Below are 26,611 nucleotides of genomic sequence, written 5' to 3'. Positions count from 1 at the left end.
GAGCGCGGCACGCCTCCGTCCCCAGGCCCGCCGGCCGTCCCCAGGGCCGCGCCCGACACTCCCGCCCGGTGCCCCTCCCGCGGCAGCGTCCTCGTCGACGGCGGGACGCGAGAGGGGTCACCGATGGCGGGGACGGGCGGGGCGGGCGGAGCGGGCGCACAGGGCCGACGGCGCGCGGTGGTGATGACCGACGACGAGGAGCTCCTCGACGAGGTGGTGCGGCTGGCCGCCGCCGCGGGTGCCGAGCTGGAGCGGGTGCCGGACGCCGCGGGGGTGCGCCGCCGCTGGCACACGGCCGGGCTGGTGCTGGTCGACGAGGACGCCGCCCGGGCGCTCGGGCCGCTGCGCCTCGGTCGTCGCGACGCGGTCGTGCTGCTCTGCCGGGGCGAACCGCCGGGCTCGGTCTGGGAGCGCGCCGTGGCGGTGGGCGCGGAGCACGTGGTGTCCCTGCCGGACGGCGAGCACTGGTTGATCTCGTCGCTGGCCGACACCGGGGCGCGGTCCTCGCCCGACGTCGGGCCGGGGCGGGTCGTCGCCGTCGTCGGGGGACGTGGCGGCGCCGGGGCCTCGGTGCTCGCCGTGGCGATCGCGGGCCGGGCGAGCACGGGCGGGACACGGGCGCTGCTCGTCGACTGCGACCCGCTCGGGGGCGGGATCGACCTCCTCGCCGGGGCCGAGGAGCTCGAGGGCTTCCGGTGGGGCGGGCTCGCACTCGGCGGCGGAGGCGGGGGACGGGTGTCCGCGGCGTCGCTGCACGAGGCGCTGCCCTCGCCCGACGGGATGCTGACGGTCCTCGCGTGCGACCGCGGGGGCGGCGGCCCGGAGCCCGACGCGGCCGTGGCGGTCATCGAGGCCGGGCGTCGGGCCGGGGACGTCGTGGTGTGCGACCTGCCCCGCCACCTGTCGGACACGGCCCTCGCCGTGGCCGACGCCGCCGATCTCGTCGTCCTCGTGGTGCCCACCGAGGTCCGCGCCGTCGCGGCCGCCGCCCGGGTCGCCGAGCCGCTGGTCGAGCGCGGGGTGCCGCTGCGTCTGGTGGTGCGCGGCCCCGCACCCGGTGGCCTCGACGCCGACGACGTCGTCCGCGCCCTGGGGCTGGACGTGCTCGCCGCCGTGGCGCCCGAGCCGGGCCTCGCCCCGGCCCTCGACCGCGGCAAGGTCCCCGGCCTCCGGCGCGGTCCCCTGCAGGACGCCGCCACGGCGGTGCTCGACGCGCTCGACGCCGTGGCCGACCGGGGACGGGCGGCGTGAGCACCGCGCCGGCGGATCTCGTCGATCGCGTCCGCACGCGGCTGGTGAGCTCCGGTGGACAGGCCGGGGTCGACGACCTGGCGGCCGCCGTGCGGGCGGAGGCCCGCGGGGTGGTCGGCGACGCCGACGTGCTCTCCGCCGTGCGGGGCCTGCAGCGCGAGCTCGTGGGCGCCGGCCCGCTCGAGCCGCTGCTGCGCGAGCCCGGCACCTCCGACGTGCTCGTCACCGCCCCGGACGCGGTCTGGGTCGACCGCGGGGCGGGGCTCGAGCGCACGACCATCCGGTTCCCCGACGAGGACGCGGTGCGCCGCCTCGCCCAGCGGCTCGCGAGCGCGGCCGGACGGCGCCTCGACGACGCCAGCCCGTACGTCGACGCGCGCCTGCCGGGATCGGGTGTGCGCCTGCACGCGGTGCTCGCGCCGGTCGCCGCCGACGGGACGTGCGTGTCCCTGCGGGTGCTCCGGCCCGCCCGCCACGACCTCGCGACGCTGGCGGCCAGCGGCACGGTCGACGCGGACGGGGTGGCCCTGCTCCGGGCGGTCGTCGCGGCGCGGCTCGCGTTCCTCGTGGTCGGCGGCACGGGCTCGGGCAAGACGACGCTGCTCGCGGCGCTCCTGGGCGAGGTGGCGCCGAGCGAGCGCATCGTGTGCGTCGAGGACGCCGAGGAGCTGCGCCCGGCGCACCCGCACGTCGTGCGCATGGTCGCCCGGCCGGCGAACGTCGAGGGCGCCGGGCAGGTCCTGCTGCGCGACCTCGTCCGCCAGGCGCTGCGGATGCGCCCCGACCGGCTCGTCGTCGGCGAGGTGCGCGGCGCCGAGGTGGTCGAGCTGCTGGCCGCGCTCAACACCGGCCACGACGGCGGGGCGGGCACGGTGCACGCCAACGCGCCGCGCGAGGTCCCGGCCCGGCTGGAGGCGCTCGCCGCCCTCGGCGGGCTCGGTCCCGCGGCGCTGCACAGCCAGCTCGCCGCCGCGGTGCAGGTGGTCCTCCAGGTCCGACGCGACCGCGACGGCGCGCGCACGCTCGACGCCGTCGGGGTCCTGCGGCGCCGCGACGGAGCGGGCGAGGTCGTCGTGGTACCGGCCTGGACCCGGAGCGACGGCTGGGCAACCGGGCGCGCCGACCTCGGCGCGATGTTCCAGGAGCGGGGTGTCGCGGCCCCGTGGCTCGACCCACCCGATCCGCCGGCCCGGCCGTCCGCCTCGGCACCGCGCGCGGTGAGCGTCGCCGCGGGCGTGTCCCTGCTGCACCGGGAGTCGGCGTGAGCGCGGCGGCGCTCCTCCTCGCGGCCGGTGCGCTGATCGCCTGGCCCGCGCCGGTGCCGGGGCTGCGGGTCGGCGGGGCGCTCCCCGGTCGACGGCGGGCGCCGGGCCTCGACCGCCTCCGGCCCGCCCTGGGACGACGCGGCGTGCTCCTCCCCGGCGCCGCCGTGCTCGGCGTGGTGCTCGCCGGCCCCGGGGGTGGCGTGGCCGCGCTCGCGCTCGCCGCGACGGTGCACCGCCAGCGGGCGGCGACGGGCGCGGAACGGGACCGGGCGGCCGCGTCCGCCGGGCTCGCGGAGGCGCTGGCGTCGTTCGCCGCGGAGGTCCGCGTCGGCGCGCCCCCGGCCGCCGCGGCCGGCTCCGCGGGGTCCGACGCGCACCCGGTGGCCGCCCGGGTCATGGCGCTCGTGGGCGCGACGGCGCAGCTCGGGGGCGACGTCCCCGCGGCCCTGCGGGCGGCACGGGCCCGCGAGCCGGTCGTGGCCGAGCACCTCGACCGCCTCGCCGGGGCGTGGGCGCTCGCCGAACGCCACGGGATCGCCCTGGCCGGCCCGGCAGCGGCCGTCGCCCGCGACCTCCGGGTCCGAGCACGGGTCGCCGGTGGACTACGCGCCCGCCTCGCGGGGCCGCGCGCCACGGCCGCCGTCCTGGCGGGGCTGCCGGTGCTCGGGCTGCTGCTCGGCGAGGGGATCGGCGCGCGGCCGTGGTCGGTGCTCACCGGTGGCCTGATCGGTCAGGTGCTCCTCGTGGTCGGCGTCGGTCTGGTGTGCGCCGGGCTCGCCTGGACCGAGGGGATCGTCGCGGGGGTGGCCCGGTGATCCCCGCGGCCCTGGTGCTCCTGGCCGCCGCGGTGCTCGTCGCGCCGGGCCCCGTCACGGCGCACCACCGCACGGTCCCGCGCCGGCCGCCCCGTGCCCCGGCGCGGGAGGGCCTGGTGCCCGGCCTGGCGCTGCTCGCGGTCGGCGCGGCGGCCGCGGTCGCGGGGGCCGGTGCCGCCGCGGCGGTCGCGGGCGCCGCGGGCCTCGCGGTCCTCGCCGTGCTGCCGCGCTGGCGGGCACACCGGGCGAGGCCGCGCCCGGACCCGCTCGGTCTCGCCGGGGCGTGGGACCAGCTCGCGGCCTGCCTGCGCGCCGGACTCCCGCTCGACCGGGCGGCGCGCGCCGTGGTGCCGGTCCTGCCCGCGGCGGCCGGCGAGGCGTTGGGTCGCGTGGCCGACCTCGTGGCCCTCGGCGCCGACCCCGCCGACGCCTGGGCGCCGGCGCTCGACGAGCCGGGCACGGCGCGCCTCGCCCGCGCGGCCCGTCGGTCGGCGCGCAGCGGGGCCGCGGTCGCCGACGTCGTCGAGGCCGTCGCCACCGACCTGCGGGCCGAGGCCGCCGACGCCGTCGAGGCCCGCGCCGAGCGCGCGGGCGTGATGGTCACCGGGCCGCTCGGCCTGTGCTTCCTGCCGGCGTTCCTCGCCCTGGGCATCGTCCCGGTGGTCGTCGGGCTCGCCGGGCCGCTGCTGGAGCAGCGATGAGCCCGCACGCCCCACCGGGGCGTGGGACGAGAGGAGATCCCCATGACCGCACGGACGACGACCTGGCGCCACCGGCTGGCCCGGCTGCGCGAGGACGACGACGGCATGTCCACGGCGGAGTACGCGATCGGGACCATCGCCGCGGCGGCCTTCGGTGCCCTGCTCTACACGGTGATCACGGGCGACTCGATCATCGGGGCGCTCACCGCGATCGTGCAGCGGGCGCTGACGAGCACCTTCTGATCGGCGCCCCCGGGTCCGGCTCCGACGCCGGCTCGGTCACCGTCGAGGCCGCGTTCGCCGTCGGCAGCCTCGTGGTGGTCCTCGCCGTGGTCCTCGCGGCGATGGGGGCGGTGGTGCTGCAGCTGCGTTGCGTCGACGCCGCCACCGAGGCCGCCCGCCTCGGTGCCCGCGGGGACCCGGACGCGGCGCGCCGGGCGGCGGCACGGCTGCTGCCCGACGGGGCGGAGGTCGTCCTCGAGACCCGCGGCGACGACGTGGTCGCCCGGGTTCGCGCGGCCCCGCTCGGCTCGGCGCTGCCCGCGCTGCGGGTGGGCGCGGAGGCGGTGGCGGCGCGCGAGCCGTCGCCGGTCGCCCCGGTCGAGGGCCCCGATCCGCTTCCCGGCGAGCCGCCGGAGGCCGACGCCGCCGCCTCCCCGGCGCTCCCAGAGAGCCCGGTCAGCCCGGCGTCGGCCTCCGCGGTGCCCACACCGCCGGGCGGTGCGCGGTGAGCGGCACGGTGGGCGGTCGGGAGCCGTTCGACGACGGCTACGCCACGGTGTTGGCGGCCGCCGCGGTCGGTGTCCTGGTCTGTGTGTTGGGCCTCGGGCTGCAGGTCGGGGCCGCGGTGCTCGCCCGGCACGTCGCCGAGACGGCGGCGGACCTCGCCGCGCTGGCCGGGGCCCGCGAGGCCGTACGCGGGGCCGATGTGGCCTGCGCACGGGCCACCGAGGTCGCCGCGGGCAACGGCGCACGGCTCGTGGCGTGCTCCGTCGAGGGCTGGACCGTGATCGTCGCCACGGAGAGATCGTGCGGGTGTATCCCGAGCGTGGCCGGCGACGCCTCGGGACGCGCCCGCGCGGGACCGGTGGCGTCCGACGGCACCCCGTCTGGAGTCCTGGCGGTGTCCGCTGCGTAGCCGGGACGGGACGAGCGGAGGGCGGTCCCGGCTGAGCGGCGACCCTGCCGGGCGTTCGAGCAGGGTCACCCAGCTCAGCGCGCGCTCGCCCGCTGAACGGGGCCGAGGGTGACGCTCGGCGTGTGATCACGGCCGATGGGCGATGACGGGTGGCGCCGTCACGTGTGCGAGCCGTTACTGGGCACAGCACACCGGGAAGCAGGCACCGGGGCACAGGAGGAACCGATGCAGTGGTGGGACAGCTACCGCGCCGTCTACGGCACGGAGCTCCGCGCTGAGGCCATGGTGCTCGCCGACCACGGCTGGGCCGTCGTGCCCGGCACCTTCCCGCAGGGCGAGGTGTGGAGCGGCTGCGCCGACGCGCCGCAGGCCGGTCCGTGCCCGGTCCTCGACGAGTGGGCGCTGCGGGCGTCCACCGACTGCAGCCAGATCGCCGAGTGGTGGTCGGGCCTGCCGTACTCGATCCTCCTGCCCACCGGGCTGACCTTCGACGTCCTCGAGGTCCCCGCCACCGTGGGTCGCCGCGCCGCCGCCGTCCTCCGGGCGCTCGGGGTGCCGGTGCCGATCGCCGCGACGCCCACCGGCGAGTGGCTGTTCCCGGTCGGCGCGGGCGAGCCGCTGCGTCCCGACCTCGCCGAGCGCGGCGGCATCTCGCTGCACGGCCGTGGGAGCTGGTTCGCCGCGCCGCCGTCGACGTACCCGCAGGGCTCCGTGCACTGGCGGGTCCGCCCGTCGGCGTGCGGCTGGAACCTCCCCGACCCGTTCCGCGTCCAGGACGCGCTGGCCGAGGCCGTCGCGCAGCGTCCGGCCGTCGCCGGCGGCGGGTCGACCTACCGCCTCGCCACCGTCGCGACCGGGGTCCGCTCCTAAGACCCCGACGCGACACCTACCACAACTCCACACTCGGGTCCCCTCGGGGCGACGCCGGATCAGCGAGGCCCACCTGATGAGGGCCGCGCCCGCCGCCCCACCCGGATCCCGTGGCCGACGCGCCGGTACACCCGCCGCGACCGGCCCGCGGTCCGGGCCAGGGGAGGACCCCGCGGCGGTGGACCGCCCGCGACGAGACCGTCGCGCGGTCCACCGCCGCCACATACCGCGCCGCAGGCCGGGTCGATGAGCTCCCCGGCCTGCGGCGTGACATACCTCGCCGCGGGTCGGGACGGCCCCGAAACCCCCGACCCGCGGCGGAGCCCAATCCCGCAGGCGCGGGGCCCCGCTCAGCCCTCCGCGAGCCGGGTCAGCACCACGTCGAGCACGGTGATCGCGCCGGGCTTGTCGAGCGGGTCGTTGCCGTTCCCGCATTTGGGCGACTGCACGCAGGACGGGCAGCCCGACGGGCACTCGCAGTCCGCGATCGCGGCCCGGGTCGCGGTGAGCCACTCCCGCAGGGCCTCGTGGCCCCGGTCGGCGAAGCCCGCGCCGCCGGGGTGGCCGTCGTGCACGAACACCGTGGGTCGGCCGGTGTCGGGGTGCAGGGCGGTCGAGACGCCGCCGATGTCCCACCGGTCGCAGGTCGCGACCAGCGGCAGCAGACCGATCGCCGCGTGCTCGGCCGCGTGCAGGGCGCCCGGCCAGCGCGACGGGTCCAGGCCCGCGCGCAGGAGCGCGGTCTCGGAGAGCGTGTACCAGACCGCCCGGGTCCGCAGGCTTCGCTCCGGCATGTCCAGCGGCGTCGAGTCGAGGACGCGCCCGGACGGGAGTTTCCGCAGGTAGCCGACCACCTGCTCGCTGACCTCGACCGAGCCCAGGCACACCTGCAGGTCCCCGTGCGAGGCGCACTGCTCGGTCTCGATCACGGTGATGTCGATGACCGTGCGGGCCTGGGTCGTCCACTCCGGGTCCTCGGCGTGCAGGTGGGCGAGGCCGTCGTCGAGGTCGAGGGAGTCGACGACGTAGCCCTCGCCCTGGTGCAGGTGCACCGCGCCGGGGTGGACGGTGGCGGGAGCCGTCCCGGGGTCGACGGTGCCGAGCATGCGCCCGGTGTCGGACTCGACGAGGACGACCTGCTCGCCGCCGCTGCCCCGGATGTCGACGCCGGCGTGCGGGCGGTCGGTGGGGTGCGACCAGAACCAGCCGCCGCGCCGGCGCCGCAGCAGGCCCTCGGCGACGAGGTCGTCGACCACCGCCAGGGCGGCGTCGCCACCCAGCGACGCCACGTCGTCCCGCGTCAAGGGGATCTCCGACGCCGCGCACGCCAGGTGGGGCGCGAGCACATAGGGGTTGGTGGGGTCGAGCACGCAGCGCTCCAGGGGCGCGCCGAGCATCGCCTGCGGGTGGTGCACGAGGTAGGTGTCGAGGGGGTCGTCGCGGGCGACGAGCACCACGAGCGCGTCGTCGCCCGACCGCCCCGCGCGTCCGGCCTGCTGCCAGAACGACGCCCGCGTCCCCGGGAACCCGGCGACCACCACGGCGTCGAGCCCGGCGATGTCCACCCCGAGCTCGAGGGCGTTCGTCGTCGCCACCCCCCGCAACGACCCGCTCAGCAGCGCCTGCTCCAGCGCCCGGCGCTCCTCGGGCAGGTAGCCCGCCCGGTACGCCGCGACCTGTGAGGCCAGCTCCTCGTCGATCTCCGCGAGCACCCGGCGGGCGCCGAGCGCCGTCAGCTCCGCCCCGCGCCGCGAGCGCACGAAGGCGAGCGACCGCGCCCCCTCCACGACGAGGTCGGCCAGCATCCGCGCCGTCTCCGCCCCCGCCGATCGCCGGACCGGGGCGCCGTTCTCGCCGGTGACCTCCTCCAGCAGCGGCGGCTCCCACAACGCGACCGCCCGGGCACCGCGCGGGGACCCGTCGTCCGTGACTTCCGCCACGTCCAGCCCGGTGAGCACCGAGGCCGAGACGGCCGGCTCGGACACCGTCGCCGACGCGAGCACGAACGTCGGGTGCGCCCCGTAGCGCGCGCACACCCGCCGCAGCCGCCGCATCAGCAGCGCGACGTGCGAGCCGAACAGGCCGCGGTAGGTGTGGCACTCGTCGATGACGACGTAGCGCAGGCGGCGCAGGAAGGTCGTCCAGCGCCCGTGCCGCGGAAGGATCCCGCGGTGGAGCATGTCCGGATTCGTGAACACCCAGTTCGCGTGCTGGCGCACCCAGTCGCGTTCGGGGAGCGGGGTGTCGCCGTCGTAGGACGCCGCGCGGACGCCCTCGACGCGCAGGTCCGCGACGGTGCGCAGCTGGTCCGCGCCCAGCGCCTTGGTCGGCGAGAGATAGAGCGCGGTGGCCCGCGGATCGGCGTTCAGCCTGGTCAGGACGGGTAGCTGGTAGGCCAACGACTTCCCCGACGCGGTGCCGGTGGCGACCACGACGTGCTCGCCGGCGTGCGCCCGGTCGGCGGCCGCGGCCTGGTGGCTCCACGGACGCGCGATGCCGCGGGCGAGGAACGGTGCGCGGACGTCCTCGGGCACCCAGTCCGGCCAGCCCTGCGTGACGCCCTCGCGGGCGGGCACGAGCTCGGCGTGGGTCAGTGGGCTCTCGCCCGCGGGCGTCCCGGCGAGCACCCGACGCAACAGCACGGAGCCCCGGCTCCGGCCGTCGAGTACGGCTCCGGCCGTGACTCCGGGAGCCCCGAGCACCCGTCCGCCGTCCACGTCCGTCGAGCCTGACACAGGTCCTCCCGTCGCTGCTCTCGTTCGTGAAAGACGTACACCTCACAGCTCGTCGGGGAACTGCTGTGCGTGCGGGTGAAGGCCACCTCCTACACTGCGGCACCTGTCCACCACCCGCCGTGCCGGGTCGTGACTGTGATCATCACGCGCCGCAGCCGCCGCGAGGCCTGGCCCGGCGCGTCGTGTTTGTAGGTGCCAACCGGGAGGCTGGATGCAAGCGTCCGTCCTCGCCGCGGGGATCACGTTCTCCGCCGGCGACAACATCGTGGTCATCGTGGTGGCGGTCGTCGCCGTCATCGCGCTGGTCATCGGCTTCGTCCTGCGCAGGCAGGTGCTGGCCGCCGACGAGGGCACGCAGGGAATGCGTGACATCGGCAAGGCGGTCCAGGAGGGCGCGAGCGCCTTCCTCACCCGCCAGTTCAAGACGCTCGCTCCGTTCATCATCGTCGTCTTCCTGGTGCTCTTCGCGCTGCCGGCCAACAGCACCGGTGAGCTGATCGGGCGCTCGGTGGCCTTCGTGGTCGGCGCGCTGTTCTCCATGTCGATCGGCGCGCTGGGCATGAACCTGGCGACGCAGGCGAACATCCGCGTCGCCGCGGCGGCCAACGAGCCGGGTGGGCGCGACAAGGGCGCGAAGATCGCGTTCCGCACCGGCGGCGTGGTCGGCATGGCCACCGTCGGCCTCGGGCTCTTCGGTGCCTCGGTCGTCGTGCTCCTCTACGTCGAGGAGGCCCCGCGCGTGCTCGAGGGCTTCGGCCTCGGCGCGGCCCTGCTCGCCATGTTCATGCGTGTCGGCGGCGGCATCTTCACCAAGGCCGCCGACGTCGGCGCCGACCTCGTCGGCAAGGTCGAGCAGAACATCCCCGAGGACGACCCCCGCAACGCGGCGACGATCGCCGACAACGTGGGCGACAACGTCGGTGACTGCGCGGGCATGGCCGCGGACCTCTTCGAGTCCTACGCCGTGATGCTGGTGGCCGCGCTGATCCTGGGCTCGGTCGCGTTCGGCACGCTGGGCCTGACCTACCCGCTGATCATCCCGGCGATCGGTGTCATCACCGCGATCATCGGCGTGTTCATCACCCGCACCCGTGAGGGCGAGAACGCGCTCCGGGCGATCAACCGCAGCTTCTACGTGTCCGCGGTCATCTCCATCGTGCTCTGCACGATCGCCGCGTTCACCTACCTGCCGTCGAGCTTCACCGAGCTGCCCGGCGTCGACGCCGCCCGCATCGGCGACCTCGCCGCGGCCGGCAACCCGCAGATCATCGCGTTCGCCGCCGTCGCCATCGGCATCGTGCTCGCGATCATCATCCTGTCGCTGACGGGCTACTACACCGGCACCGAGACCCAGCCGGTCAAGGACGTCGGCACGAGCTCGCTCACCGGCGCGGCGACGGTCATCCTCGCCGGCATCTCCGTGGGCTTCGAGTCCGCCGTGTACACCGCGCTGGTCATCGGCGCGGCCGTCTACGGCGCGTTCCTGCTCTCGGGCTCGGTGTTCGTCGCGCTGTTCGCCGTCGCCCTCGCGGGCACCGGCCTGCTGACCACGGTCGGCGTCATCGTCGCCATGGACACCTTCGGTCCGGTCTCGGACAACGCGCAGGGCATCGCCGAGATGTCCGGCGACGTGACGGGCCCCGGTGCCGACATCCTGACCGAGCTCGACGCGGTCGGGAACACCACCAAGGCGATCACCAAGGGCATCGCGATCGCCACGGCGGTGCTCGCCGCGACGGCGCTGTTCGGGTCGTACAACGACGCGATCACCCAGGCCTACTCCGAGGCCGGGCAGGCGCTGAGCGACATCTACAACGTGACCGCCCCGAACGTCCTCGTCGGCGTGATCATCGGTGCGGCCGTCGTGTTCATGTTCTCGGGCCTCGCCGTCAACGCCGTGTCCCGCGCCGCGGGGGCGGTGGTGTACGAGGTGCGCCGCCAGTTCCGCGAGAACCCCGGGATCATGGACTACTCCGTGCGTCCCGAGTACGGCCGCGTGGTCGACATGTGCACGCGGGACGCGCTGCGCGAGCTCGCCACCCCGGGTCTGCTCGCGATCCTCGCCCCGATCGCCGTCGGCTTCGGCCTCGGCGTCGGCCCGCTCGCGGGCTACCTCGGCGGCGCGATCGCGGCCGGCACGCTGATGGCGGTGTTCCTGGCCAACTCCGGTGGTGCCTGGGACAACGCCAAGAAGCTGGTCGAGGACGGCAACCACGGCGGCAAGGGGTCCGACGCCCACGAGGCGACGATCATCGGCGACACCGTCGGTGACCCGTTCAAGGACACCGCCGGTCCGTCGATCAACCCGCTGATCAAGGTCATGAACCTGGTCTCGGTGCTGATCGCCCCGGCCGTCGTCGCCCTGTCGGTCGGCGTGGACGCCAACCCGGCGATCCGCATCACGATCGCGGTCGTCGCCCTGCTGGGCATCGTGGTCGCGATCTACGTGTCGAAGCGCCGCTCGACCGCGATCGCCGACTCCAACACGGACGCCCCGGCGACCGCCCAGGCCTGACGGCCACAGCTGTACTGCGCGAAGGGCACCTTCGGCCGATCTCGTCGGCTGAAGGTGCCCTTCGCGCGTTCCGGGACGGGTCGGTCACCAGGGCACGAGGCCGTCCCTCTCGACGAAGCGGCCCGAGGGGGACGTGGTGTCGAGGGCGGCGGCGACGATCGCGTCGGTGCCCTCCTCGACGGTCTGGGTGCCCTGGTGGTCGTTGAGGTCGGTCGCGGTGAAGCCCGGGTTGACGACGGTGACGAGCACGTCGGTCATCGTCCTGGCGTACATCACCGAGATCATGTTCAGCGCCGCCTTGGACGACGGGTAGGCGAGGTACGGGTGGTTCTCCCACCGCCAGTCGCTCATGTCGGCCAGCGACCCGAGGCTCGACGAGACCATGACGAGCCGTGGCCGCTCGGCGCGCCGCAGCAGCGGCAGGAACGCCCGGGTGACGCGGACGGGGCCGAAGACGTTCGTCTCGTAGGCCTCGCGCAGGACGTCGGCGCCGGCCTCGGCGGGCTCGACCATCTCGCCGACGATCGCGGCGTTGTTGACCAGGACGTCGAGGCTGCCGACCTGGTCCTCGACCTCCTTGACGGCGGCGGCCACCGACGCGTCGTCGGCGACGTCGAGGGTGACGGGGCGGATGTCGAGGGCGGGGTCCAGCGTGTCCGCCAGGCGTCCGGGCTCGCGGCACCCGGCGAGGACGGTCCAGCCCTGGGCGGCGAGGCGGCGGGCGGTCACGACGCCCAGCCCGCGCGACGCTCCGGTGATCAGTGCGGTGCTCATGGCGCCCACGCTGCGCCCGCGCCGGCCTGCCCTCCAGGGACGGCGGACCCGGGGACCCGCGGTACCAGGCTCCACGGCCCGCGACGGAGCAGAGTGGGGGCATGAGCCGCGGTGACCACGCCGAACTGGCCGCGGCGCTGCGCCAGTGGCGCGAGCGCCTGACGCCCGCGGACGCCGGGCTGCCCGCCGGCCCGCGACGGCGCACACCCGGGCTGCGTCGCGAGGAGGTGGCGCGGCTCGCGGGCGTCTCCGTCGACTACGTGGTGCGCCTGGAGCAGGCGCGCGGCCCGCACCCGTCGGAGTCGGTGCTCGGGGCCCTGGCCCGCGCGCTGCGGCTGTCGGCCCCGGAGACGGCCCACCTCTTCGACCTCGCCGGGGTGGAGCGTCCCGGCGCGGGCCACGTCGTCGACGCCGTGCGGCCCAGCGTGCTGCGCCTGCTCGACCGCATGGCCGACCTGCCCGCCATGCTCGTCGACGCCCGCAGCACGCTGCTGGCCTGGAACCCGCTGGTCGAGGCCCTCTACGGCGATCTGTCGGCGATCCCCCGCGACCGGCGCAACATGCTCTGGATGCGCTTCGGGCCGGCGGGCGGCGAGGGGCGGTCGCTCGTGGTGGACGAGGACGGGACGCGCGACCGTCTCGACCGGCTCTCCGTGGCACAGGCCCGGGCGGCGCTCGGGCGCTACCCCGGCGACACGATCCTGCGCGGGATCGTCGACGAGCTCCTCCGGACGAGCCCCTTGTTCGCCGAGCTGTGGGCGCTGCGCCCGGTCGAGGACCGCCGCGTCGACCGCAAGAGCTTCGACGTCCCCGGCGTCGGCCGGATCACCCTCGACTGCGACTCCCTCGACGTCCCGGGCGACGACCAGCGCCTCGTCGTCTACTCCGCCGCGCCGGGCACCCGGGACGCCGAACTGCTCGACCTCCTGCGCGTGGTGGGGTTGCAGACCGTCTGATCCGGGTGTCGGTCCCCCCGTCCGTTCGAACGCATGTTCTAGGCTCCGCGGACGTGGGGCAGCTGTCGTTCTGGTCGGCGGACGCCCGTCCGCGCGCCCTGGGCGATCTCGAGGGCCTGCTCTGCGGGCCGGGGCGGGCGGAGCTCTTCGGCCGCGGGTCCCTGGCGCGCCTCATCGTGGTCCTGGGCCCGCCGCCGGAGCCGGAGCCCGAGGACGCCGAGGAGGTCGAGGACGAGGAGCCCGATGCAAGCCCTGCGTCCACGCTTGCACTCAACGCCAGAAACGCCACATCGTCGCCGGCGCGACACGCCGAGCCCGGCGACGGGGCCGACGAGGACGACGATCAAGCGCCCGACATGAACCTCGACGACCTGGCCTTCCTCGACCTCGATCCTGACGAGCTCGCCGCCCGTCTGGGGCACACGCCCGCTTCCAGGCTCCCCGAACCCGATCCCGAGCCTCGAGAAAGCGGATTTCCTGGCGTTGAGTGCAAGCGAGGACGCAGGGCTTGCACCGACCCACCCGACCCCGCCCTGACCTGGCGCGCGCACGCCGTGCGCTGCGCCCTCCGGGCCCGGGGGGTGCCCGCGGAGATCGGGCGCACCGAGGACGGGCGCCCCGAGGTCCGGACCGCCTTCCGTGCCGACCTCGTCGACCTCGCGCGGGCGTGGACGGCCGGGGACGGAATGAAGAAGGTGCCGGCGGAGTTCGAGCTGGACGGGCCGCGGTTGCGCCTCTGGGTGCTCGCGGCCGGGGTGCACGACGGCCGGGCGTACACGCTCGGACTCGATCCCGAGGACCGCGGCACCGACGGCGACCTGCTCACGGCGAGTCGCCACCTGGGTCTGGGTGCGTCACTCCACCCGCCGGCCCTCCGGATCATCGGCGCCCGTCGGCAGCGGCGTCTGGGCGAGCTCGTGGGGCGCCCACCCGGCGAGCTGATCGACGGCATCTGGCCGGTGTGAGGCCCGCGACACCCCGCCCGGGCGGTCCGATCAGGCCCCTGTGCAGGGGTGATCGGTGTCCGGACCACGTCGTCGCCACCCGGGTGCGGACGTGATGCGACCGGTCGCACCCGGAAGCACATTGACGGTGAGGCACACTGGCGACGGGTGGCGTCCCGCCACACGAACGACGAGACGAGGCATGTCCGTGGCAGCGAAGGGCTCGACGACGGCACGCAGCGCGACCACCGAGACCGTCGACACCACCGAGGTGGAGTCGACGGAACGGTCCGGCGCGCGCGCGACGTCGAGCACGAAGTCCGGCGGCAAGGGCTCCGGCGGCGGCCGGAAGACGGGCCGCGGGGGTGCGACCCCGGCCGGGGACGGCGGACGCCGTCTGGTGATCGTCGAGTCGCCCGCGAAGGCCCGCAAGATCGCCGACTACCTCGGCTCCCGCTACATCGTCGAGTCCAGCCGCGGCCACATCCGCGACCTGCCGCGCGGCGCCGCCGACGTCCCCGCCAAGTACAAGGGCGAGTCGTGGGCCCGCCTGGGCGTGGATGTCGACCACGACTTCGAGCCCCTCTACGTGGTCTCCCCGGACAAGAAGTCCACGGTCTCCGAGCTCAAGGAGGCCCTCAAGGAGGTCGACGAGCTCTACCTCGCGACGGACGGCGACCGCGAGGGCGAGGCCATCGCCTGGCACCTCCTCGAGACGCTCAAGCCGAAGGTCCCGGTCCGCCGGATGGTGTTCCACGAGATCACCGAGTCGGCCATCCAGGCCGCCGCCGCGAACCCGCGCGACCTCGATCAGGACCTCGTCGACGCGCAGGAGACCCGCCGCATCCTCGACCGTCTCTACGGCTACGAGGTCAGCCCCGTGCTGTGGAAGAAGGTCATGCCGAAGCTCTCGGCGGGCCGCGTGCAGTCGGTGGCCACCCGCGTCATCGTCGAGCGCGAGCGCGAGCGGATGGCGTTCGTGTCCGCCGGCTACTGGGGCATCGACGCCCAGGTGCGGGCGACCGAGAAGAAGGACGAGCAGGCCCCGCGCAGCTTCAAGGCCGCGCTGACGTCGATCGACGGCGCCCGGGTGGCCACCGGCCGCGACTTCGACTCGCTCGGGCAGCTCAAGAACAGCGACGTCAAGCGGCTCGACGAGGGCGACGCCCGCCGGCTCGCGGAGGCGCTCGCCGACCGGGACTACACGGTCTCGTCGGTCGAGGAGAAGCCCTACACGCGCAAGCCCTACGCGCCGTTCATGACCTCCACGCTCCAGCAGGAGGGTGGCCGCAAGCTGCGGTTCTCGGCCGAGCGGACGATGCGCACCGCGCAGCGTCTGTACGAGAACGGCTACATCACCTACATGCGTACGGACTCCACGACGCTGTCGGAGACCGCGATCAACGCCGCGCGCACCCAGGCCCGCGACCTCTACGGCGACGAGAACGTCGCGGAGAAGCCGCGCCAGTACACGCGCAAGGTGAAGAACGCGCAGGAGGCGCACGAGGCGATCCGTCCCGCCGGGGATTCCTTCCGGACCCCCGGGCAGGTCGCGAACGAGCTCTCCGGCGACGAGTTCCGGCTCTACGAGCTGGTCTGGCAGCGCACGATCGCGAGCCAGATGCGCGACGCGCGCGGCACGACGATGAGCGTGCGGATCACCGGCACCGCCGCCACGGGCGAGGAGTGCACCTTCTCCGCGTCCGGGCGCACCATCACGTTCCCCGGCTTCCTGCGCGCGTACGTCGAGACCGTCGACGAGGAGGCCGGCGGTGAGGCGGACGACGCCGAGAGCCGCCTGCCGCGCCTGGCCGAGGGCGACGGCTGCGCCGCGGAGTCGCTGGACCCCGAGGGCCACAGCACCAACCCGCCCGCGCGCTACACCGAGGCGAGCCTGGTCAAGACGCTCGAGGAGCGCGGCATCGGCCGCCCCTCGACGTACGCGTCGATCATCAACACGATCCAGGAGCGCGGGTACGTCTGGAAGAAGGGCGGCGCCCTCGTCCCGAGCTGGATCGCCTTCGCGGTCATCGGGCTGATGGAGGTCCACTTCGGCCGCCTGGTCGACTACGACTTCACCGCCGCGCTCGAGGACGAGCTGGACGGGATCGCCGCGGGCACCACCCAGCGCGAGACGTGGCTGTCGCACTTCTACTTCGGGGCCAACGGCAACGGGACCGTCAACGGGAACGGCGCCAACGGCAACGGGACCAACGGCAGCACGAACGGGCACGGCAGCGGCGTCGAGGCCGCGATGTCGCAGGCCGGCGGTCTGAAGAAGCTCGTGGGCGACAAGCTCGAGGGCATCGACGCGCGCCAGGTCAACTCGCTGCGCATGTTCGCCGACGACCAGGGCCGCGACGTCGTCGTGCGCGTCGGTCGCTACGGGCCCTACCTCGAGCGGACGATCACCGAGGACGGCGAGGAGAAGTCGCAGCGGGCCAACCTGCCTGACGACCTCCCGCCCGACGAGCTCGACCTCGAGCTCGCCGAGCAGCTGTTCTCGACCCCGCAGGAGGGTCGCTCGCTGGGCACCGACCCGGAGTCGGGCCACGAGATCCTGGCGAAGGAGGGCCGCTTCGGCCCGTACGTCACGGAGACCCTGCCCGAGGGCGCCAAGGAGAAGCCGCGCACCGGCTCGCTCTTCAAGTCGATGACGCTCTCGGAGATCACGCTCGACGACGCGCTGAAGCTGCTGAGCCTGCCGCGCGTGGTGGGCACCGACCCGGAGTCCGGCGTGGAGATCACCGCGCAGAACGGGCGCTACGGGCCGTACATCAAGAAGGACAAGGACTCCCGCTCGCTCGACAGCGAGGAGAAGCTCTTCACGGTCACCCTCGAGGAGGCCCAGAAGATCTTCGCGCAGCCGAAGCAGCGTGGACGGGCCGCCGCCAAGCCGCCGCTCAAGGAGCTCGGCACGGACCCGGCCTCGGGCGAGCCGATGGTGGTCAAGGACGGCCGCTTCGGGCCCTACGTCACCGACGGCCTCGGGGTGAACGCCTCGCTGCGCAAGGGCGACGCGGTCGAGTCGCTGACCGACGAGCGGGCCGCGGAGCTGCTCGCCGAGAAGCGGGCCAAGGACGGGATCAAGCCGGGTGCCAAGAAGGCCCCGGCGAAGAAGGCCCCGGCCAAGTCAGCCACGGCCAAGTCGACAGCGAAGACGACGACCAAGACCACGACCAAGACCACGACCAAGAAGGCGCCCGCCAAGAAGGCGCCGACGAAGAAGAGCGGCACGCCGAGCCGCTGAGGGCCTGACCGGTTCCCGGTGACCGCCGGATAATCTGGCGGTCGCCGAGACCGGGAGGTGCCCATCGCCGAGCCGACGGTCGGCGGGTCCCCCGCCGATGTGACTGCCGATGTGACCGATGCCGAGGCGTCCGCGTCCGCGACGCACCGGATCCGCAGCGTGCTCGCGATCCGGCCGTTCCGGCGGCTGTGGGCGGTCACGGCGGTCGCGAGCTTCGGCGACTGGCTCTCGCTGCTCGCGCTCACGGCCCTCGCGACGCAGCTGACCAGCGGCTACCAGGCGCAGAGCTTCGCGCTCGGCGGCGTGGTGGCCACCAAGCTGCTGCCGGCGCTGTTCATGGCCCCGCTGGGCGGGGTGCTCGCGGACAAGTTCGACCGCCGCACGGTGATGGTCACGTGCGACGTCCTCAAGGCCGCGCTCTTCCTGTCGATCCCGCTCGTGGGCTCGCTGTGGTGGCTGTTCGCCGCCACCTTCCTCATCGAGCTCTGCGCGCTGTGCTGGATCCCGGCCAAGGACTCCTCGGTCCCGAACCTGCTCAAGCGCTCCGACCAGATCGAGACGGCCAACCAGCTCTCGCTGGTGATGACCTACGGCGTCGCGGTGATCAGTGCCGCCGGGGCGTTCGCGCTGATCTCCAAGTCGGGCAACATCGCGGGCTGGCACCCGAGCCCGACGACGACGGTGTACCTCGCGCTCGTGGTCAACGGCCTCGCCGCGCTGCTCACCGCGTTCACCGTCGCCTTCCGCATCCCCGAGATCTCGGGTCGTAGTGCGGAGCGCCGCGAGGCCGCGCCGGGCCTGCTGGCGATGCTGCGCGACGGCGCCCAGTTCGTCTCGACGACGCCGCTGGTGCGCGGGCTCGTCGTCGGCATCATCGGGGCGTTCGCGGCCGGCGGCGCGGTGATCGCCAGCGCCCGGCTCTACGCGGCGAGCCTCGGGGGCGGCGACGCGGCCTACTCGGTGCTGTTCATCGCGCTGTTCAGCGGCCTCGCGCTGGGGATGGCGACGGTGCCGCGGATGGCGCGCCGGATGCCGCACAACCGCCTCTTCGGCGTCGCCATCGTCGGCGCCGGCACCTCGCTGCTCGCCGTCGCGATCGCCTGGCACCTCTACCTGGCGCTGGCCACCGTCGTCCTCGTCGGTTTCTTCGCGGGCACCGCGCTGCTCACCGGCCTGACGATCATCGGCGCGCAGGTCGAGGACGCCGTGCGCGGGCGGGTCGTCGCGTTCGTGCAGTCGATCGTGCGGGTCGACCTGCTGGCGTCGATGTCGGTGGTGCCGCTGCTCGTCGGGCTGGTGCAGTCGCGGACGCTGACGCTGTTCGGCCAGCCCGCGCAGGTCGACGGCACCCGCTTCGTGCTCTTCGGCGCGGGCATTGTCGCCGCGGCGGTCGGTGTGCTCGCCTACCGGCAGATGGACGACCGGCGTGACCGCACGATCCTCGCCGACGTCAAGCGCGCCCTGCGCCGCAGCCGGCACGGCGAGCCGGGGCTGCTCGTGGCCGTCGAGGGTGCCTCGCGCACCGACACCGACGTGCAGAGCGACCTGCTCGTGGCGTGGCTGCGCGAGCAAGGTGCCGACGTCGTGCTCGCCGGCCGCAGCGCCACCGACGCCGCCCGGGTGTCCGCCGCCGTCGGGGCCAGCGGGGTCGAGGGCCAGCGCGCCCGGGCCCTCGTCGCGGCCGCGGTGCGCGCCGACGTGCTCGCCGGCGAGGTCCTGCCGGCCCTGCGCGCGGGCCGGGTCGTCGTCATCGAGGGCTGCCTGGACTCCCCGCTGGCCCGGGTGGGCGACGAGCTCGACGCCGCCGACCTGCAGCGCCTCGGCGCCTGGGCCACCGGCTCGCTGCGTCCCGACGTCACGGTGCTGCTCGACCGCGACCCGTCGGTCCACGACGCCGCCCCGGTGACCGGCGGGATCGTCGACACCTGGCAGGTGCAGCGCACGCTCACCGAGATGGCCGCCGCCGACCCCGGGCGCTACGTGCGCGTCGACGGCGACGGCGACCCCGAGGTCGTCAGCGCCCGGGTCCGCGAGGTGCTCGCGCCCCTGGTGTCCCGCGCGCTGCCCACGAGCAGCGTCTGAGTCACGACGCCGCGGGCACCGCGATCCCCGCGACGGCCTCGGCCAGCGCGTCGGGTCGGTCGATCATGGAGTACGTCCGGGCGCCCTCGAGGACGGTCAGCTGTGCCTGGGGCATCGCCGCGACCAGCCGGTGGGCGTCGCCGATCGGGAAGAAGCGGTCGTCGGCCGACCACGCGACGAGCACCGGCCGCGTGAACTCGCCGAGGCGCGCTCCGACGTCCAGCGAGGTCTGCTGGTGCAACGAGGACGTCAGCACCCGCAGGTCCTCGGCCACGCGCGGGTCGTCCAGCACCGGCCGGACCCACGCGGCCGCGAGCGGCTCCACGTCGGCGTGGGCGAGGTCGCCGTAGGCCCGCCGCCGGACGGCCTTCAGGGCCAGTGGGCGGACGGCCGCGCGCCACGTCGCGGAGCTCCGCGCGGCGAGGACGAACGGGCGCAGGATCGGCGGCGGGAAGTGCTCGAAGGCGTCGCAGCTGGTCAGGACGAGAGCGCCGAGACGCTCGCCGTGGTGGACGGCGACGAGCTGGGCGACGAGGCCGCCGGTGTCGTTGCCGACCAGGACGACGTCGTCGAGGTCGAGCGCGTCGAGGAACGCCCCGACCGTCGCGGCGACCCCGGGCAGGGTGCGGTCGGCGCCGGGGCCGCACGGGGTGGGGTGGGCGCCGAGGGGCCAGGTGGGGGCGAGACAGCGCAGGCCCCGCTCCGCGAGACGCGTGGCGAGCGGGCCCCACAGCGACCCGCCCATCGCGTAGCCGTGGACGAAGACGACGGGGCGGCCGGTGTCCGGGCCGGTCTCGGAGTAGTGGAGGGTCGTGTGGTCGAGATCGACGGTGGGCATCGGGTCCTCCCCGGATCCGTATCCTTACGTGCAGGCTGTCCGTAACTTACCGGCAGGGTGTATGGAACAGAAGAGGCGCACGCAGGGAGAGCGCTCGGCGGCGACCCGTGAGGCCCTGACGACGGCCGCCCGGCGGCTGTGGGGCGAGCGCGGGTTCGCCGAGGTCGGCACCCCGGAGATCGCGCGGGAGGCCGGCGTGACCCGGGGCGCGATGTACCACCAGTTCGCGGACAAGATCGCCCTGTTCGTCGCGGTGATCGAGGACGTCGAGCAGCGCGTGATGGACGAGCTCGCCACGGGCGTCGCCGCCGCCCGCCCGGCCACGCCCGCGGCGGCGCTGCGGGCGGCCCTCGACCAGTGGCTGACGATCTGTGTCGACCCCGAGGTGCGCCAGCTCGTGCTGCTCGACGCCCCGAGCGTGCTGGGCTGGGCGCGCTTCCGCGCGCTGACCCAGGACTACAGCCTGGGCATGACCGAGCAGCTCCTGCGCGCCGCCATGGACGCCGGCCAGCTCGCGCCCCAGCCGGTGCGGCCGCTGGCCCACGTCCTGATCGGGGCGCTCGACGAGGGCGCGATGGTGATCGCCGGCGCCGACGACCGGGAGCGGGCCCGCCGCGAGGTCCGCGAGGTCCTGCTGCGGCTGGTCGACGCCCTGCTCACCGACCCCGGATGATGATGCCGTGCTCCTGATCGGCGGCAGCACGCGCGCCGCCTCGACGACCACCGCGGTCCTGCGGACCGCCCGCGAGCTGGCGCGGCCCGGGGCGGTGCTCTACGACGGGCTCGCCGCGCTCCCGGCCTTCGACCCCGACGACGACCGCGATCCCCTCCCGCCCGCCGTCGAGCGGCTGCGCGGGGCGGTCCGCGACGCCGACGCGGTGCTGTTCTGCACGCCCGAGTACGCGGGCGGGCTGCCGGGGTCGTTCAAGAACCTGCTCGACTGGACCGTCGGCGACGCCTCGCCCCGCTCGATGTACGGCAAGCCGGTCGCCTGGATCAACGCGGCCTCCCCGGCGTCGCCGACGGGCGCGCGCGGCGCCCACGAGGGGCTCGCCACGGTCCTGGGCTACGTCGGTGCCGACGTCGTCGAGGCCGCGTGCGCGCGCATCCCCGTGACCCGCGACGCCGTCGGCCCCGACGGTCTCGTCACCGACGCCGAGCGGCGCGCCCGTATCGAGGCCGCGGTCGAGGCGCTCACGCGTCACGCCACCTCGTCCTGAGATTCGGGGACCGTCTCCCCGTGCAGCTCCCAGCCGGCTCCGAGGCTCCGGCGCCAGCGCAGCGGGCCCTCGCGCTCCCACTCGCCGCGCAGGGCCCGCTGGTGGACCTCCCAGGCCCACACCTGCCGTTCCCACGCCCGTGCCAGACGCCGTCCCAGGTTGCCTCGCATGCCTCGACCCTGACCGAGGGGCGCGTCCCGGACGAGTGGCAGGAACGACGTCGTCCGATACATTCCTGCCATGCACGTCGTCGCGGTCCCCGTCACCGACGGGACGCCGATGTTCGAGCTCTCGACGGTGCACGAGATCCTGGCGTCCGACCGATCCGCCAGCACCGGGGTGCCGCGCGAGGACTGGTACGACGTGCGTCTCGTGGCCGGCGAGCCGGGTCCGCTGCGCCTGCACGCGTGGGGCGTGGCGGACACGGGATGGGGTCTCGAGGGCCTCGACGACGCCGACACCGTCGTCGTCCCGCCACCCCGCGACGGCCGAGAGGAGTTCCCGGCCGAGCTCCTCGACGCGCTGCGGGCGGCCCACGCGCGCGGGGCGCGCCTCGCGTCGGTGTGTACGGGGGCGTTCGTCCTGGCCGCCGCGGGCCTGCTCGACGGCCGGCCGGCGATCACCCACTGGAGCTCGGTGGACGAGCTCGCCCGCCGCCACCCGCGCGTCGACGTCCGACGCACCGTGCTCTACGTCGACGACGGCGACGTGCTGACCTCGGCGGGCTCCGCGGCGGGCCTGGACCTGTGCCTGCACCTCGTGCGCCGCGACCACGGCAGCCGCGTGGCCGGCATCGTCGCGCGCCACAGCGTCGTGCCCCCGCACCGCGAGGGCGGGCAGGCGCAGTTCGTCCCGGCCGCCGCGCCGGAGCTCCCGCCGTCGGGGTTCTCGGCGAGCCTCGACTGGGCGCGGCGCCGGCTGGACCGGCCGATCGGGGTGGACGAGTGGGCGCGTGCGGCGGGCACCAGCCCCCGGACGTTCGCCCGCTGGTTCCACACCTCGCTCGGGTCGACGCCCGGGCGGTGGCTGGCGGCCGAGCGGGTGCGGCGGGCCCAGGAGCTGCTCGAATCCACGGAGCTGCCCGTCGAGACGGTGGCCCAGCACTGCGGCTTCGCCACGGCCGCCGGTCTGCGGCGGCCGTTCCTGCGCGAGGTCGGCGCCACCCCGCAGGAGTACCGCAGGACCTTCGGGATGGCTCCGCCACGTGAGCGATCCGGGTCGCCATGACGACCCGGATCGCGCACGTGGCGAAGCCGTCGGGAGGGTGGGGCATCATCGACGGCGTGAGCGTGTGGTCGCAGGTCGTCGGTCAGCCCGTCGCGGTGGCCGAGCTGCAGGCCGCCGCCGCGCAGGCCGCGCGGGTCCGGTTCTCCGACGAGCTGGGCGACGGCGTGTCCCCGGGCAGCGGGGGCATGACGCACTCCTGGCTGTTCACCGGCCCGCCCGGGTCGGGCCGGTCGGTGGCGGCCCGCGCGTTCGCGGCCGCGCTCGAGTGCCCGGACCAGGGCTGCGGCGAGTGCCCCGCCTGCCACACGGTCATGGCCGGCACCCACGCCGACGTGCGCGAGATCGTCCCCGAGGGCCTCTCGATCGGCGTCAAGGAGGTGCGCACGACTATCGACGTCGCCGCGCGCCGCCCGACCACGGCGCGCTGGCAGATCGTCATCGTCGAGGACGCCGACCGCCTCACCGAGCAGGCGTCGAACGCCCTGCTCAAGTCGGTCGAGGAGCCGGCCGAGCGCACCGTCTTCCTGCTCTGCTGCCCGTCGGAGCACCCCGACGACATCTCGGTGACCATCCGCTCGCGCTGCCGCGCGCTGCGCCTGCGCACCCCGGCGCCGGAGGCGATCGCCGCCGTGCTCGTCGAGCGCGACGGCATCCCCGAGGCGGACGCGACGTGGGCGGCCTCGGTGTGCGGTGGGCACATCGGCCGAGCCCGCCGGCTCGCCCGCGTCCCCGAGGCGCGCGAGGAGCGCGACGCCGTGCTGGCGCTGCCGCGCGCGCTCCGGTCCGCAGCCGACGCCTTCGCCGCCTCGGACGCCATGGTGGGCGCGGCGGCGTCCGAGGCCGCGGCCCTCGCCGAGTCCCGCGACGAGGCCGAGCGGGAGGAGCTCGCGGTGTCGATGGGCGCCGGCGGCACCGGCAAGGGCACCGCGCAGGCCCAGCGCTCGGCCCGGGCCGCGGAGAAGGACCTCGAGAAGCGGCAGAAGAGCCGCACCACCCGCAACCGGCGCGACGCCCTCGATCGCGCGCTCGTCGACCTCGCGGGCTACTACCGCGACGTGCTCGCCCGGGGGCTCGGCGCGTCGGTCACCTCGACGCACCCCGACCGCGCCACCGAGATCGGCGCCGCGGCACGCGACAGCACCCCCGAGGCCTCGCTGCGCCGCCTCGAGGCCGTCCTGGCCTGCCGCGAGGCCCTCGCGACGAACGTGAAGCCCGAGATCGCGATCGACGCGCTCGTCACGTCGCTGCGCGCCGGCTGAACCCCGCACCCGACGACGCCCCCGTGCCGCGGGGTGGCGTGACGTCGCGCGCCCGCTGCTAATCTGTCGCTGTGCCGGAATCACGGAAAACCGTTATCGCCGTGGGGGCGCTCGCCGTCGCGCTGCTCCTGCCGACGGCGTGCTCGTCGTCCCCGGAGTCCGGCGGGGCGTCGCCGGCGGCGCCGGCCGCGTCGGTCCCGGCCAATCCGCCGCGTCCCGCGGACTGCGGCCCGGCACCCGCCGCGAGCCCGACCAGTCCCGACGGCTGGCTCGGCCTGCTCGCGACGACGCCCGACGACGTGGCCACCGTGGTCGACGACGGGCGCGGCTCGGTCGTCTCGCACGCCGCCGAGCGGCCGATGCCGCTGGCGTCGGCGGTGAAGATCGTGCACGTTGCGGCGTACGGCCGGGCCGTCGCTGAGGGGGGCCTGAACCCCGACGAGCCGATCCGGCTCGCCGACTGGGAGGCCTGGTACCTCCCGTCCGACGGTGGGGCCCACGTGCAGGCGCTCGACACCCTCGGGATTCCGCGCGACCCGGCCACCGGCCTCGCCGCCGATCCGCAGCGGACGGTGCCGCTGTCGACCATGGTCGCGGCGATGGTGCAGTCCAGCGACAACGCCGCCACCGACTACCTGCGCGAGCGTCTCGGCGATGACGCCCTCGTCGAGGCCGCCGCGGCGGGCGGGTGGCAGGACCTCGACGTGCCCTCGGAGCTCGGCTCGCAGCTGGCGCTCGTCCGGCCGCAGGAGGCGCCGCCGGTGACCGCGCCGCGCGCCGAACGGGCGCCGGTGGAGATCGCCCTGGCCCGGCGCTACGCGTCCGACCCCGCGTTCCGGGAGGACTCGCAGCGCCGCCTGGTCGCCCAGGCCGCGGACATCGAGGCGTACCTGCTCGAGAGCGAGCGGTGGGCGGAGTCGACGGCGGTCGGGTCGGCCGCGCAGCTCGCGGGGCTGTGGCGTGCGGTGATCACCGGGTCGTTCGGCCCCGGCGCCGACGTCGCCCGGTCGCAGCTCGAGATCGGGCGCCCGCGTCCCGACGGCCAGGTCCGGGCGGCCAAGGGCGGCTCCTTCCCCGGGATCGGGACGATGGTGCTCAGCGTCCGGCGCCCCGACGGCTCGCTCGGGATCGGTGTCGTGCTCGGGCGCGGCCTCGGGGCCACGGCGGACCTGGCCGAGGTCGGCACCGCCCAGCTGCGCTTCCTCTCCCGCGCGGTGGAGGAGCCCGCGGAGCGCTCCCGCGTGCTCTGCGTGGCCTGAGACGATCCGGGGATGGCTGATCCCGACCCCGACGCGCGCCTCGAGGCCCTCGAGGCGCGTGTCGCGGCGCTCGAGGGCGGTCGTGTCCTCGAGGGTCAGCCCGAGCGGACCGGTGAGGCCGGCGAGATCGGCTACCAGGGACACGTGCGGTTGCAGGAGGGCGCGGGCCCGGTGTCGTGGACGATCGCCTACGACGCGGCGGCGACCCTGGACCTCCCCGCCGGCCCGGTCGCCGAGGTGCTCGCCGCCCTCGGTCACCCCGTGCGCCTCGCCCTCGTGCGGCGCCTGCTGACGGCTCCGGCCGGCACGACCGAGCTCGTGGAGGCCGCCGAGCTGTCGTCGACCGGCCAGCTCTACCACCACCTGCGCACGCTGACCGCCGCCCGCGTCGTCGAGCAGGACGGCCGGCGGTACCGGGTCCCCTCGACGGGCGTCGTCCCCGTCCTCGTCGCCCTCCTCGCCGCGGCCGATCTCGGCGGCGCGCTCCACTGAAGTAACGCCTTCAAGGTCTTGCACACCTTACGCACGCTCTCCTACGGTAAGGCGTATACCGCCGTTGCAACCATGAGGAGGAGCCGTGCCGACCGAGACCGCCACCTGGGCCCTGCGCGACCGCATCGCGCTGCCGACCGGGACGATCGCCGTCGACGTGCTGGGGGAGGACCGGCCGGGCACCCCGGTCGTCCTCACCCACGGGACGCCCTCGTGGTCGTACCTCTGGCGCCACGTCGCGCCGGCCCTCGCCCACGAGCGGCCGGTGTACCTGTGGGACCTGCCGACCTACGGGGACTCCCCCGGCCACACCCCGTCCGTCGCCGGGCACGCGCAGACCCTCGCTGCCCTCGTCGGCCACTGGGGACTGGACGCGCCGGTGCTCGTGGGCCACGACATCGGTGCCGCGACGGTCCTGCGCGCGCACCTCGTCCACGGCACCCCGGCGAGCGCGCTCGTCCTCGCCGACGCCGCCGTGCTCGCGCCGTGGGTCACCGCGACCGCCGCCCACATGCAGAAGCACCTCGACGTCTACGGGTCGATGCCGAACGCCGCGTTCACCGCGCTGATCGCGGCCCACCTGCGGACGACGTCGGCCACGGGTCTGGACGCGGAGGCCGAGCGCGCCTACCTCGAGCGCTACGCCGGTCCGGAGGGCCAGCGGCGCTACCTCGACCAGGTCGCCGGCTTCACCGAGGACGACACCCGCGACGTCGTCGCCCGCCTCAGCGAGATCGCCGTCCCGACCGACGTCGTGTGGGGCGCGGAGGACCGCTGGCTCCCGTCCACGGCCGCCACCACGCTGCGGGGCCACATCCCGGGTGCCCGCCTCCACTCCGTGGACGGCGCCGGCCACTTCCTCACCGAGGACGCCCCGGAGGCGTTCCTCGACGTGCTCGCGGCGGTGCTGCCGTGAGCCGCGGGGAGGTAAGGATCACCCTCGCCGGCAGGAAACCGATGAACATCACAGGCGTCTATACAGATGTCACACCAAAGCGTCGTCGCACCGCGGCGACCGAC

Annotated in this window: 24 protein-coding genes; 20 read left to right on the top strand and 4 right to left on the bottom strand. The window is 75.4% G+C overall.

Annotated elements, in window-relative coordinates; genetic code table 11:
• The first annotated feature begins 123 nt into the window (after nt 1-123).
• The 8 genes from ssd to PH191_RS24455 all read left to right on the top strand — a co-directional run bounded on the left by ssd (nt 124) and on the right by PH191_RS24455 (nt 6,040).
• Nucleotides 124-1,251 carry a septum site-determining protein Ssd gene (gene ssd / locus PH191_RS24490; protein WP_274197248.1) on the top strand — a complete coding sequence of 376 codons (1,128 nt, stop codon included), beginning with the start codon at nt 124-126 and terminating at the stop codon, nt 1,249-1,251.
• Nucleotides 1,248-2,516: a TadA family conjugal transfer-associated ATPase gene (locus PH191_RS24485; protein WP_337994095.1), complete on the top strand. Its 1,269-nt coding sequence runs from the start codon at nt 1,248-1,250 to the stop codon at nt 2,514-2,516. The genes ssd and PH191_RS24485 overlap by 4 nt, the downstream gene beginning before the upstream one ends.
• The gene (locus tag PH191_RS24480) at nt 2,513-3,331 is read left to right on the top strand and encodes a type II secretion system F family protein (protein WP_274197247.1); all 819 of its coding nucleotides are present in this window, start codon (nt 2,513-2,515) and stop codon (nt 3,329-3,331) included. Before PH191_RS24485 ends, PH191_RS24480 begins: the two co-directional genes overlap by 4 nt.
• Nucleotides 3,328-4,032, top strand: coding sequence for a type II secretion system F family protein (locus PH191_RS24475; RefSeq protein WP_274197246.1), 705 nt, complete (start codon nt 3,328-3,330; stop codon nt 4,030-4,032). Before PH191_RS24480 ends, PH191_RS24475 begins: the two co-directional genes overlap by 4 nt.
• Nucleotides 4,033-4,074: 42 nt before the next feature.
• A complete protein-coding gene (locus PH191_RS24470) occupies nt 4,075-4,275 on the top strand; it encodes a DUF4244 domain-containing protein (RefSeq protein WP_274188626.1) in 201 nt (66 codons plus the stop codon).
• Complete coding sequence (locus PH191_RS24465; RefSeq protein WP_274197387.1) at nt 4,272-4,763, top strand: TadE family type IV pilus minor pilin; 492 nt, start codon at nt 4,272-4,274, stop codon at nt 4,761-4,763. The genes PH191_RS24470 and PH191_RS24465 overlap by 4 nt, the downstream gene beginning before the upstream one ends.
• A complete protein-coding gene (locus tag PH191_RS24460) occupies nt 4,760-5,170 on the top strand; it encodes an Rv3654c family TadE-like protein (RefSeq protein ID WP_274197245.1) in 411 nt (136 codons plus the stop codon). The genes PH191_RS24465 and PH191_RS24460 overlap by 4 nt, the downstream gene beginning before the upstream one ends.
• Before the next feature lie 225 nt (nt 5,171-5,395).
• Nucleotides 5,396-6,040: a bifunctional DNA primase/polymerase gene (locus tag PH191_RS24455; RefSeq protein ID WP_274197244.1), complete on the top strand. Its 645-nt coding sequence runs from the start codon at nt 5,396-5,398 to the stop codon at nt 6,038-6,040.
• Nucleotides 6,041-6,390: 350 nt separating this feature from the next.
• Here the strand turns inward: PH191_RS24455 and PH191_RS24450 are convergent, their stop codons facing one another.
• Nucleotides 6,391-8,742 carry a DEAD/DEAH box helicase gene (locus PH191_RS24450; RefSeq protein WP_420791846.1) on the bottom strand — a complete coding sequence of 784 codons (2,352 nt, stop codon included), beginning with the start codon at nt 8,740-8,742 and terminating at the stop codon, nt 6,391-6,393.
• A 244-nt stretch (nt 8,743-8,986) separates the two neighbouring features.
• On the opposite strand from PH191_RS24450, the gene PH191_RS24445 reads away from it, so the two are divergent.
• Entirely contained in the window at nt 8,987-11,290 is a 2,304-nt protein-coding gene (locus PH191_RS24445; protein ID WP_274197243.1) for a sodium-translocating pyrophosphatase, read from the top strand.
• An 84-nt stretch (nt 11,291-11,374) separates the two neighbouring features.
• On the opposite strand, the gene PH191_RS24440 is transcribed toward PH191_RS24445, so the two are convergent.
• Nucleotides 11,375-12,064 carry an SDR family NAD(P)-dependent oxidoreductase gene (locus tag PH191_RS24440; protein ID WP_274197242.1) on the bottom strand — a complete coding sequence of 230 codons (690 nt, stop codon included), beginning with the start codon at nt 12,062-12,064 and terminating at the stop codon, nt 11,375-11,377.
• A gap of 101 nt (nt 12,065-12,165) precedes the next feature.
• On the opposite strand from PH191_RS24440, the gene PH191_RS24435 reads away from it, so the two are divergent.
• The 4 genes from PH191_RS24435 (at nt 12,166) to PH191_RS24420 (ending at nt 19,296) form a co-directional block, all read left to right on the top strand.
• Entirely contained in the window at nt 12,166-13,020 is an 855-nt protein-coding gene (locus tag PH191_RS24435; protein WP_274197241.1) for a helix-turn-helix transcriptional regulator, read from the top strand.
• A 53-nt stretch (nt 13,021-13,073) separates the two neighbouring features.
• Nucleotides 13,074-13,985: a hypothetical protein gene (locus PH191_RS24430; RefSeq protein WP_274197240.1), complete on the top strand. Its 912-nt coding sequence runs from the start codon at nt 13,074-13,076 to the stop codon at nt 13,983-13,985.
• A gap of 181 nt (nt 13,986-14,166) precedes the next feature.
• A complete protein-coding gene (gene topA, locus PH191_RS24425) occupies nt 14,167-17,214 on the top strand; it encodes a type I DNA topoisomerase (RefSeq protein WP_274197239.1) in 3,048 nt (1,015 codons plus the stop codon).
• A 111-nt stretch (nt 17,215-17,325) separates the two neighbouring features.
• Nucleotides 17,326-19,296 carry an MFS transporter gene (locus PH191_RS24420; protein ID WP_274197238.1) on the top strand — a complete coding sequence of 657 codons (1,971 nt, stop codon included), beginning with the start codon at nt 17,326-17,328 and terminating at the stop codon, nt 19,294-19,296.
• 1 nt (nt 19,297) lies between these two features.
• Here PH191_RS24420 and PH191_RS24415 read toward each other — a convergent pair whose 3' ends face one another.
• Nucleotides 19,298-20,134 (bottom strand): alpha/beta fold hydrolase, encoded by an 837-nt coding sequence (locus PH191_RS24415; protein WP_274197237.1) that lies wholly within the window; start codon nt 20,132-20,134, stop codon nt 19,298-19,300.
• A gap of 61 nt (nt 20,135-20,195) precedes the next feature.
• Here PH191_RS24415 and PH191_RS24410 point away from each other — a divergent pair, with 61 nt between their 5' ends.
• Nucleotides 20,196-20,807 (top strand): TetR/AcrR family transcriptional regulator, encoded by a 612-nt coding sequence (locus PH191_RS24410; RefSeq protein WP_274197236.1) that lies wholly within the window; start codon nt 20,196-20,198, stop codon nt 20,805-20,807.
• Between the two features lie 7 nt (nt 20,808-20,814).
• Nucleotides 20,815-21,354, top strand: coding sequence for an NADPH-dependent FMN reductase (locus PH191_RS24405; protein WP_274197235.1), 540 nt, complete (start codon nt 20,815-20,817; stop codon nt 21,352-21,354).
• Here the strand turns inward: PH191_RS24405 and PH191_RS24400 are convergent.
• Nucleotides 21,336-21,524, bottom strand: a complete 189-nt coding sequence (locus PH191_RS24400; RefSeq protein ID WP_274197234.1) for a hypothetical protein — start codon at nt 21,522-21,524, stop codon at nt 21,336-21,338. The genes PH191_RS24405 and PH191_RS24400 overlap by 19 nt on opposite strands.
• A gap of 70 nt (nt 21,525-21,594) precedes the next feature.
• On the opposite strand from PH191_RS24400, the gene PH191_RS24395 reads away from it, so the two are divergent.
• The 5 genes from PH191_RS24395 to PH191_RS24375 all read left to right on the top strand — a co-directional run bounded on the left by PH191_RS24395 (nt 21,595) and on the right by PH191_RS24375 (nt 26,507).
• Nucleotides 21,595-22,581, top strand: coding sequence for a helix-turn-helix domain-containing protein (locus PH191_RS24395; RefSeq protein WP_274197233.1), 987 nt, complete (start codon nt 21,595-21,597; stop codon nt 22,579-22,581).
• Nucleotides 22,582-22,637: 56 nt separating this feature from the next.
• Nucleotides 22,638-23,840, top strand: a complete 1,203-nt coding sequence (locus PH191_RS24390; protein WP_274197232.1) for a DNA polymerase III subunit delta' — start codon at nt 22,638-22,640, stop codon at nt 23,838-23,840.
• Between the two features lie 101 nt (nt 23,841-23,941).
• Complete coding sequence (locus PH191_RS24385; protein ID WP_274197231.1) at nt 23,942-25,099, top strand: serine hydrolase; 1,158 nt, start codon at nt 23,942-23,944, stop codon at nt 25,097-25,099.
• A 12-nt stretch (nt 25,100-25,111) separates the two neighbouring features.
• Nucleotides 25,112-25,591 (top strand): ArsR/SmtB family transcription factor, encoded by a 480-nt coding sequence (locus tag PH191_RS24380; RefSeq protein ID WP_274197230.1) that lies wholly within the window; start codon nt 25,112-25,114, stop codon nt 25,589-25,591.
• 85 nt (nt 25,592-25,676) lie between these two features.
• Nucleotides 25,677-26,507: an alpha/beta fold hydrolase gene (locus PH191_RS24375; RefSeq protein WP_274197229.1), complete on the top strand. Its 831-nt coding sequence runs from the start codon at nt 25,677-25,679 to the stop codon at nt 26,505-26,507.
• The last annotated feature ends 104 nt before the right edge of the window (nt 26,508-26,611 follow it).

It is taken from the genome of Actinomycetospora callitridis, assembly GCF_028737265.1.
Lineage (GTDB): Bacteria > Actinomycetota > Actinomycetes > Mycobacteriales > Pseudonocardiaceae > Actinomycetospora > Actinomycetospora callitridis.
This window is presented reverse-complemented; position numbering and strand designations above follow the sequence as displayed.

Excerpts from the sequence above, each read along its gene's own strand:
- ssd (WP_274197248.1), top strand. The coding sequence starts at position 124 with ATGGCGGGGACGGGCGGGGCGGGCGGAGCGGGCGCACAGGGCCGACGG.
- PH191_RS24470 (WP_274188626.1), top strand. The coding sequence starts at position 4,075 with ATGACCGCACGGACGACGACCTGGCGCCACCGGCTGGCCCGGCTGCGC.
- PH191_RS24455 (WP_274197244.1), top strand. The coding sequence starts at position 5,396 with ATGCAGTGGTGGGACAGCTACCGCGCCGTCTACGGCACGGAGCTCCGC.
- PH191_RS24445 (WP_274197243.1), top strand. The coding sequence starts at position 8,987 with ATGCAAGCGTCCGTCCTCGCCGCGGGGATCACGTTCTCCGCCGGCGAC.
- PH191_RS24440 (WP_274197242.1), bottom strand. The coding sequence starts at position 12,064 with ATGAGCACCGCACTGATCACCGGAGCGTCGCGCGGGCTGGGCGTCGTG.
- PH191_RS24435 (WP_274197241.1), top strand. The coding sequence starts at position 12,166 with ATGAGCCGCGGTGACCACGCCGAACTGGCCGCGGCGCTGCGCCAGTGG.
- topA (WP_274197239.1), top strand. The coding sequence starts at position 14,167 with ATGTCCGTGGCAGCGAAGGGCTCGACGACGGCACGCAGCGCGACCACC.
- PH191_RS24415 (WP_274197237.1), bottom strand. The coding sequence starts at position 20,134 with ATGCCCACCGTCGATCTCGACCACACGACCCTCCACTACTCCGAGACC.
- PH191_RS24410 (WP_274197236.1), top strand. The coding sequence starts at position 20,196 with ATGGAACAGAAGAGGCGCACGCAGGGAGAGCGCTCGGCGGCGACCCGT.
- PH191_RS24400 (WP_274197234.1), bottom strand. The coding sequence starts at position 21,524 with ATGCGAGGCAACCTGGGACGGCGTCTGGCACGGGCGTGGGAACGGCAG.
- PH191_RS24395 (WP_274197233.1), top strand. The coding sequence starts at position 21,595 with ATGCACGTCGTCGCGGTCCCCGTCACCGACGGGACGCCGATGTTCGAG.
- PH191_RS24380 (WP_274197230.1), top strand. The coding sequence starts at position 25,112 with ATGGCTGATCCCGACCCCGACGCGCGCCTCGAGGCCCTCGAGGCGCGT.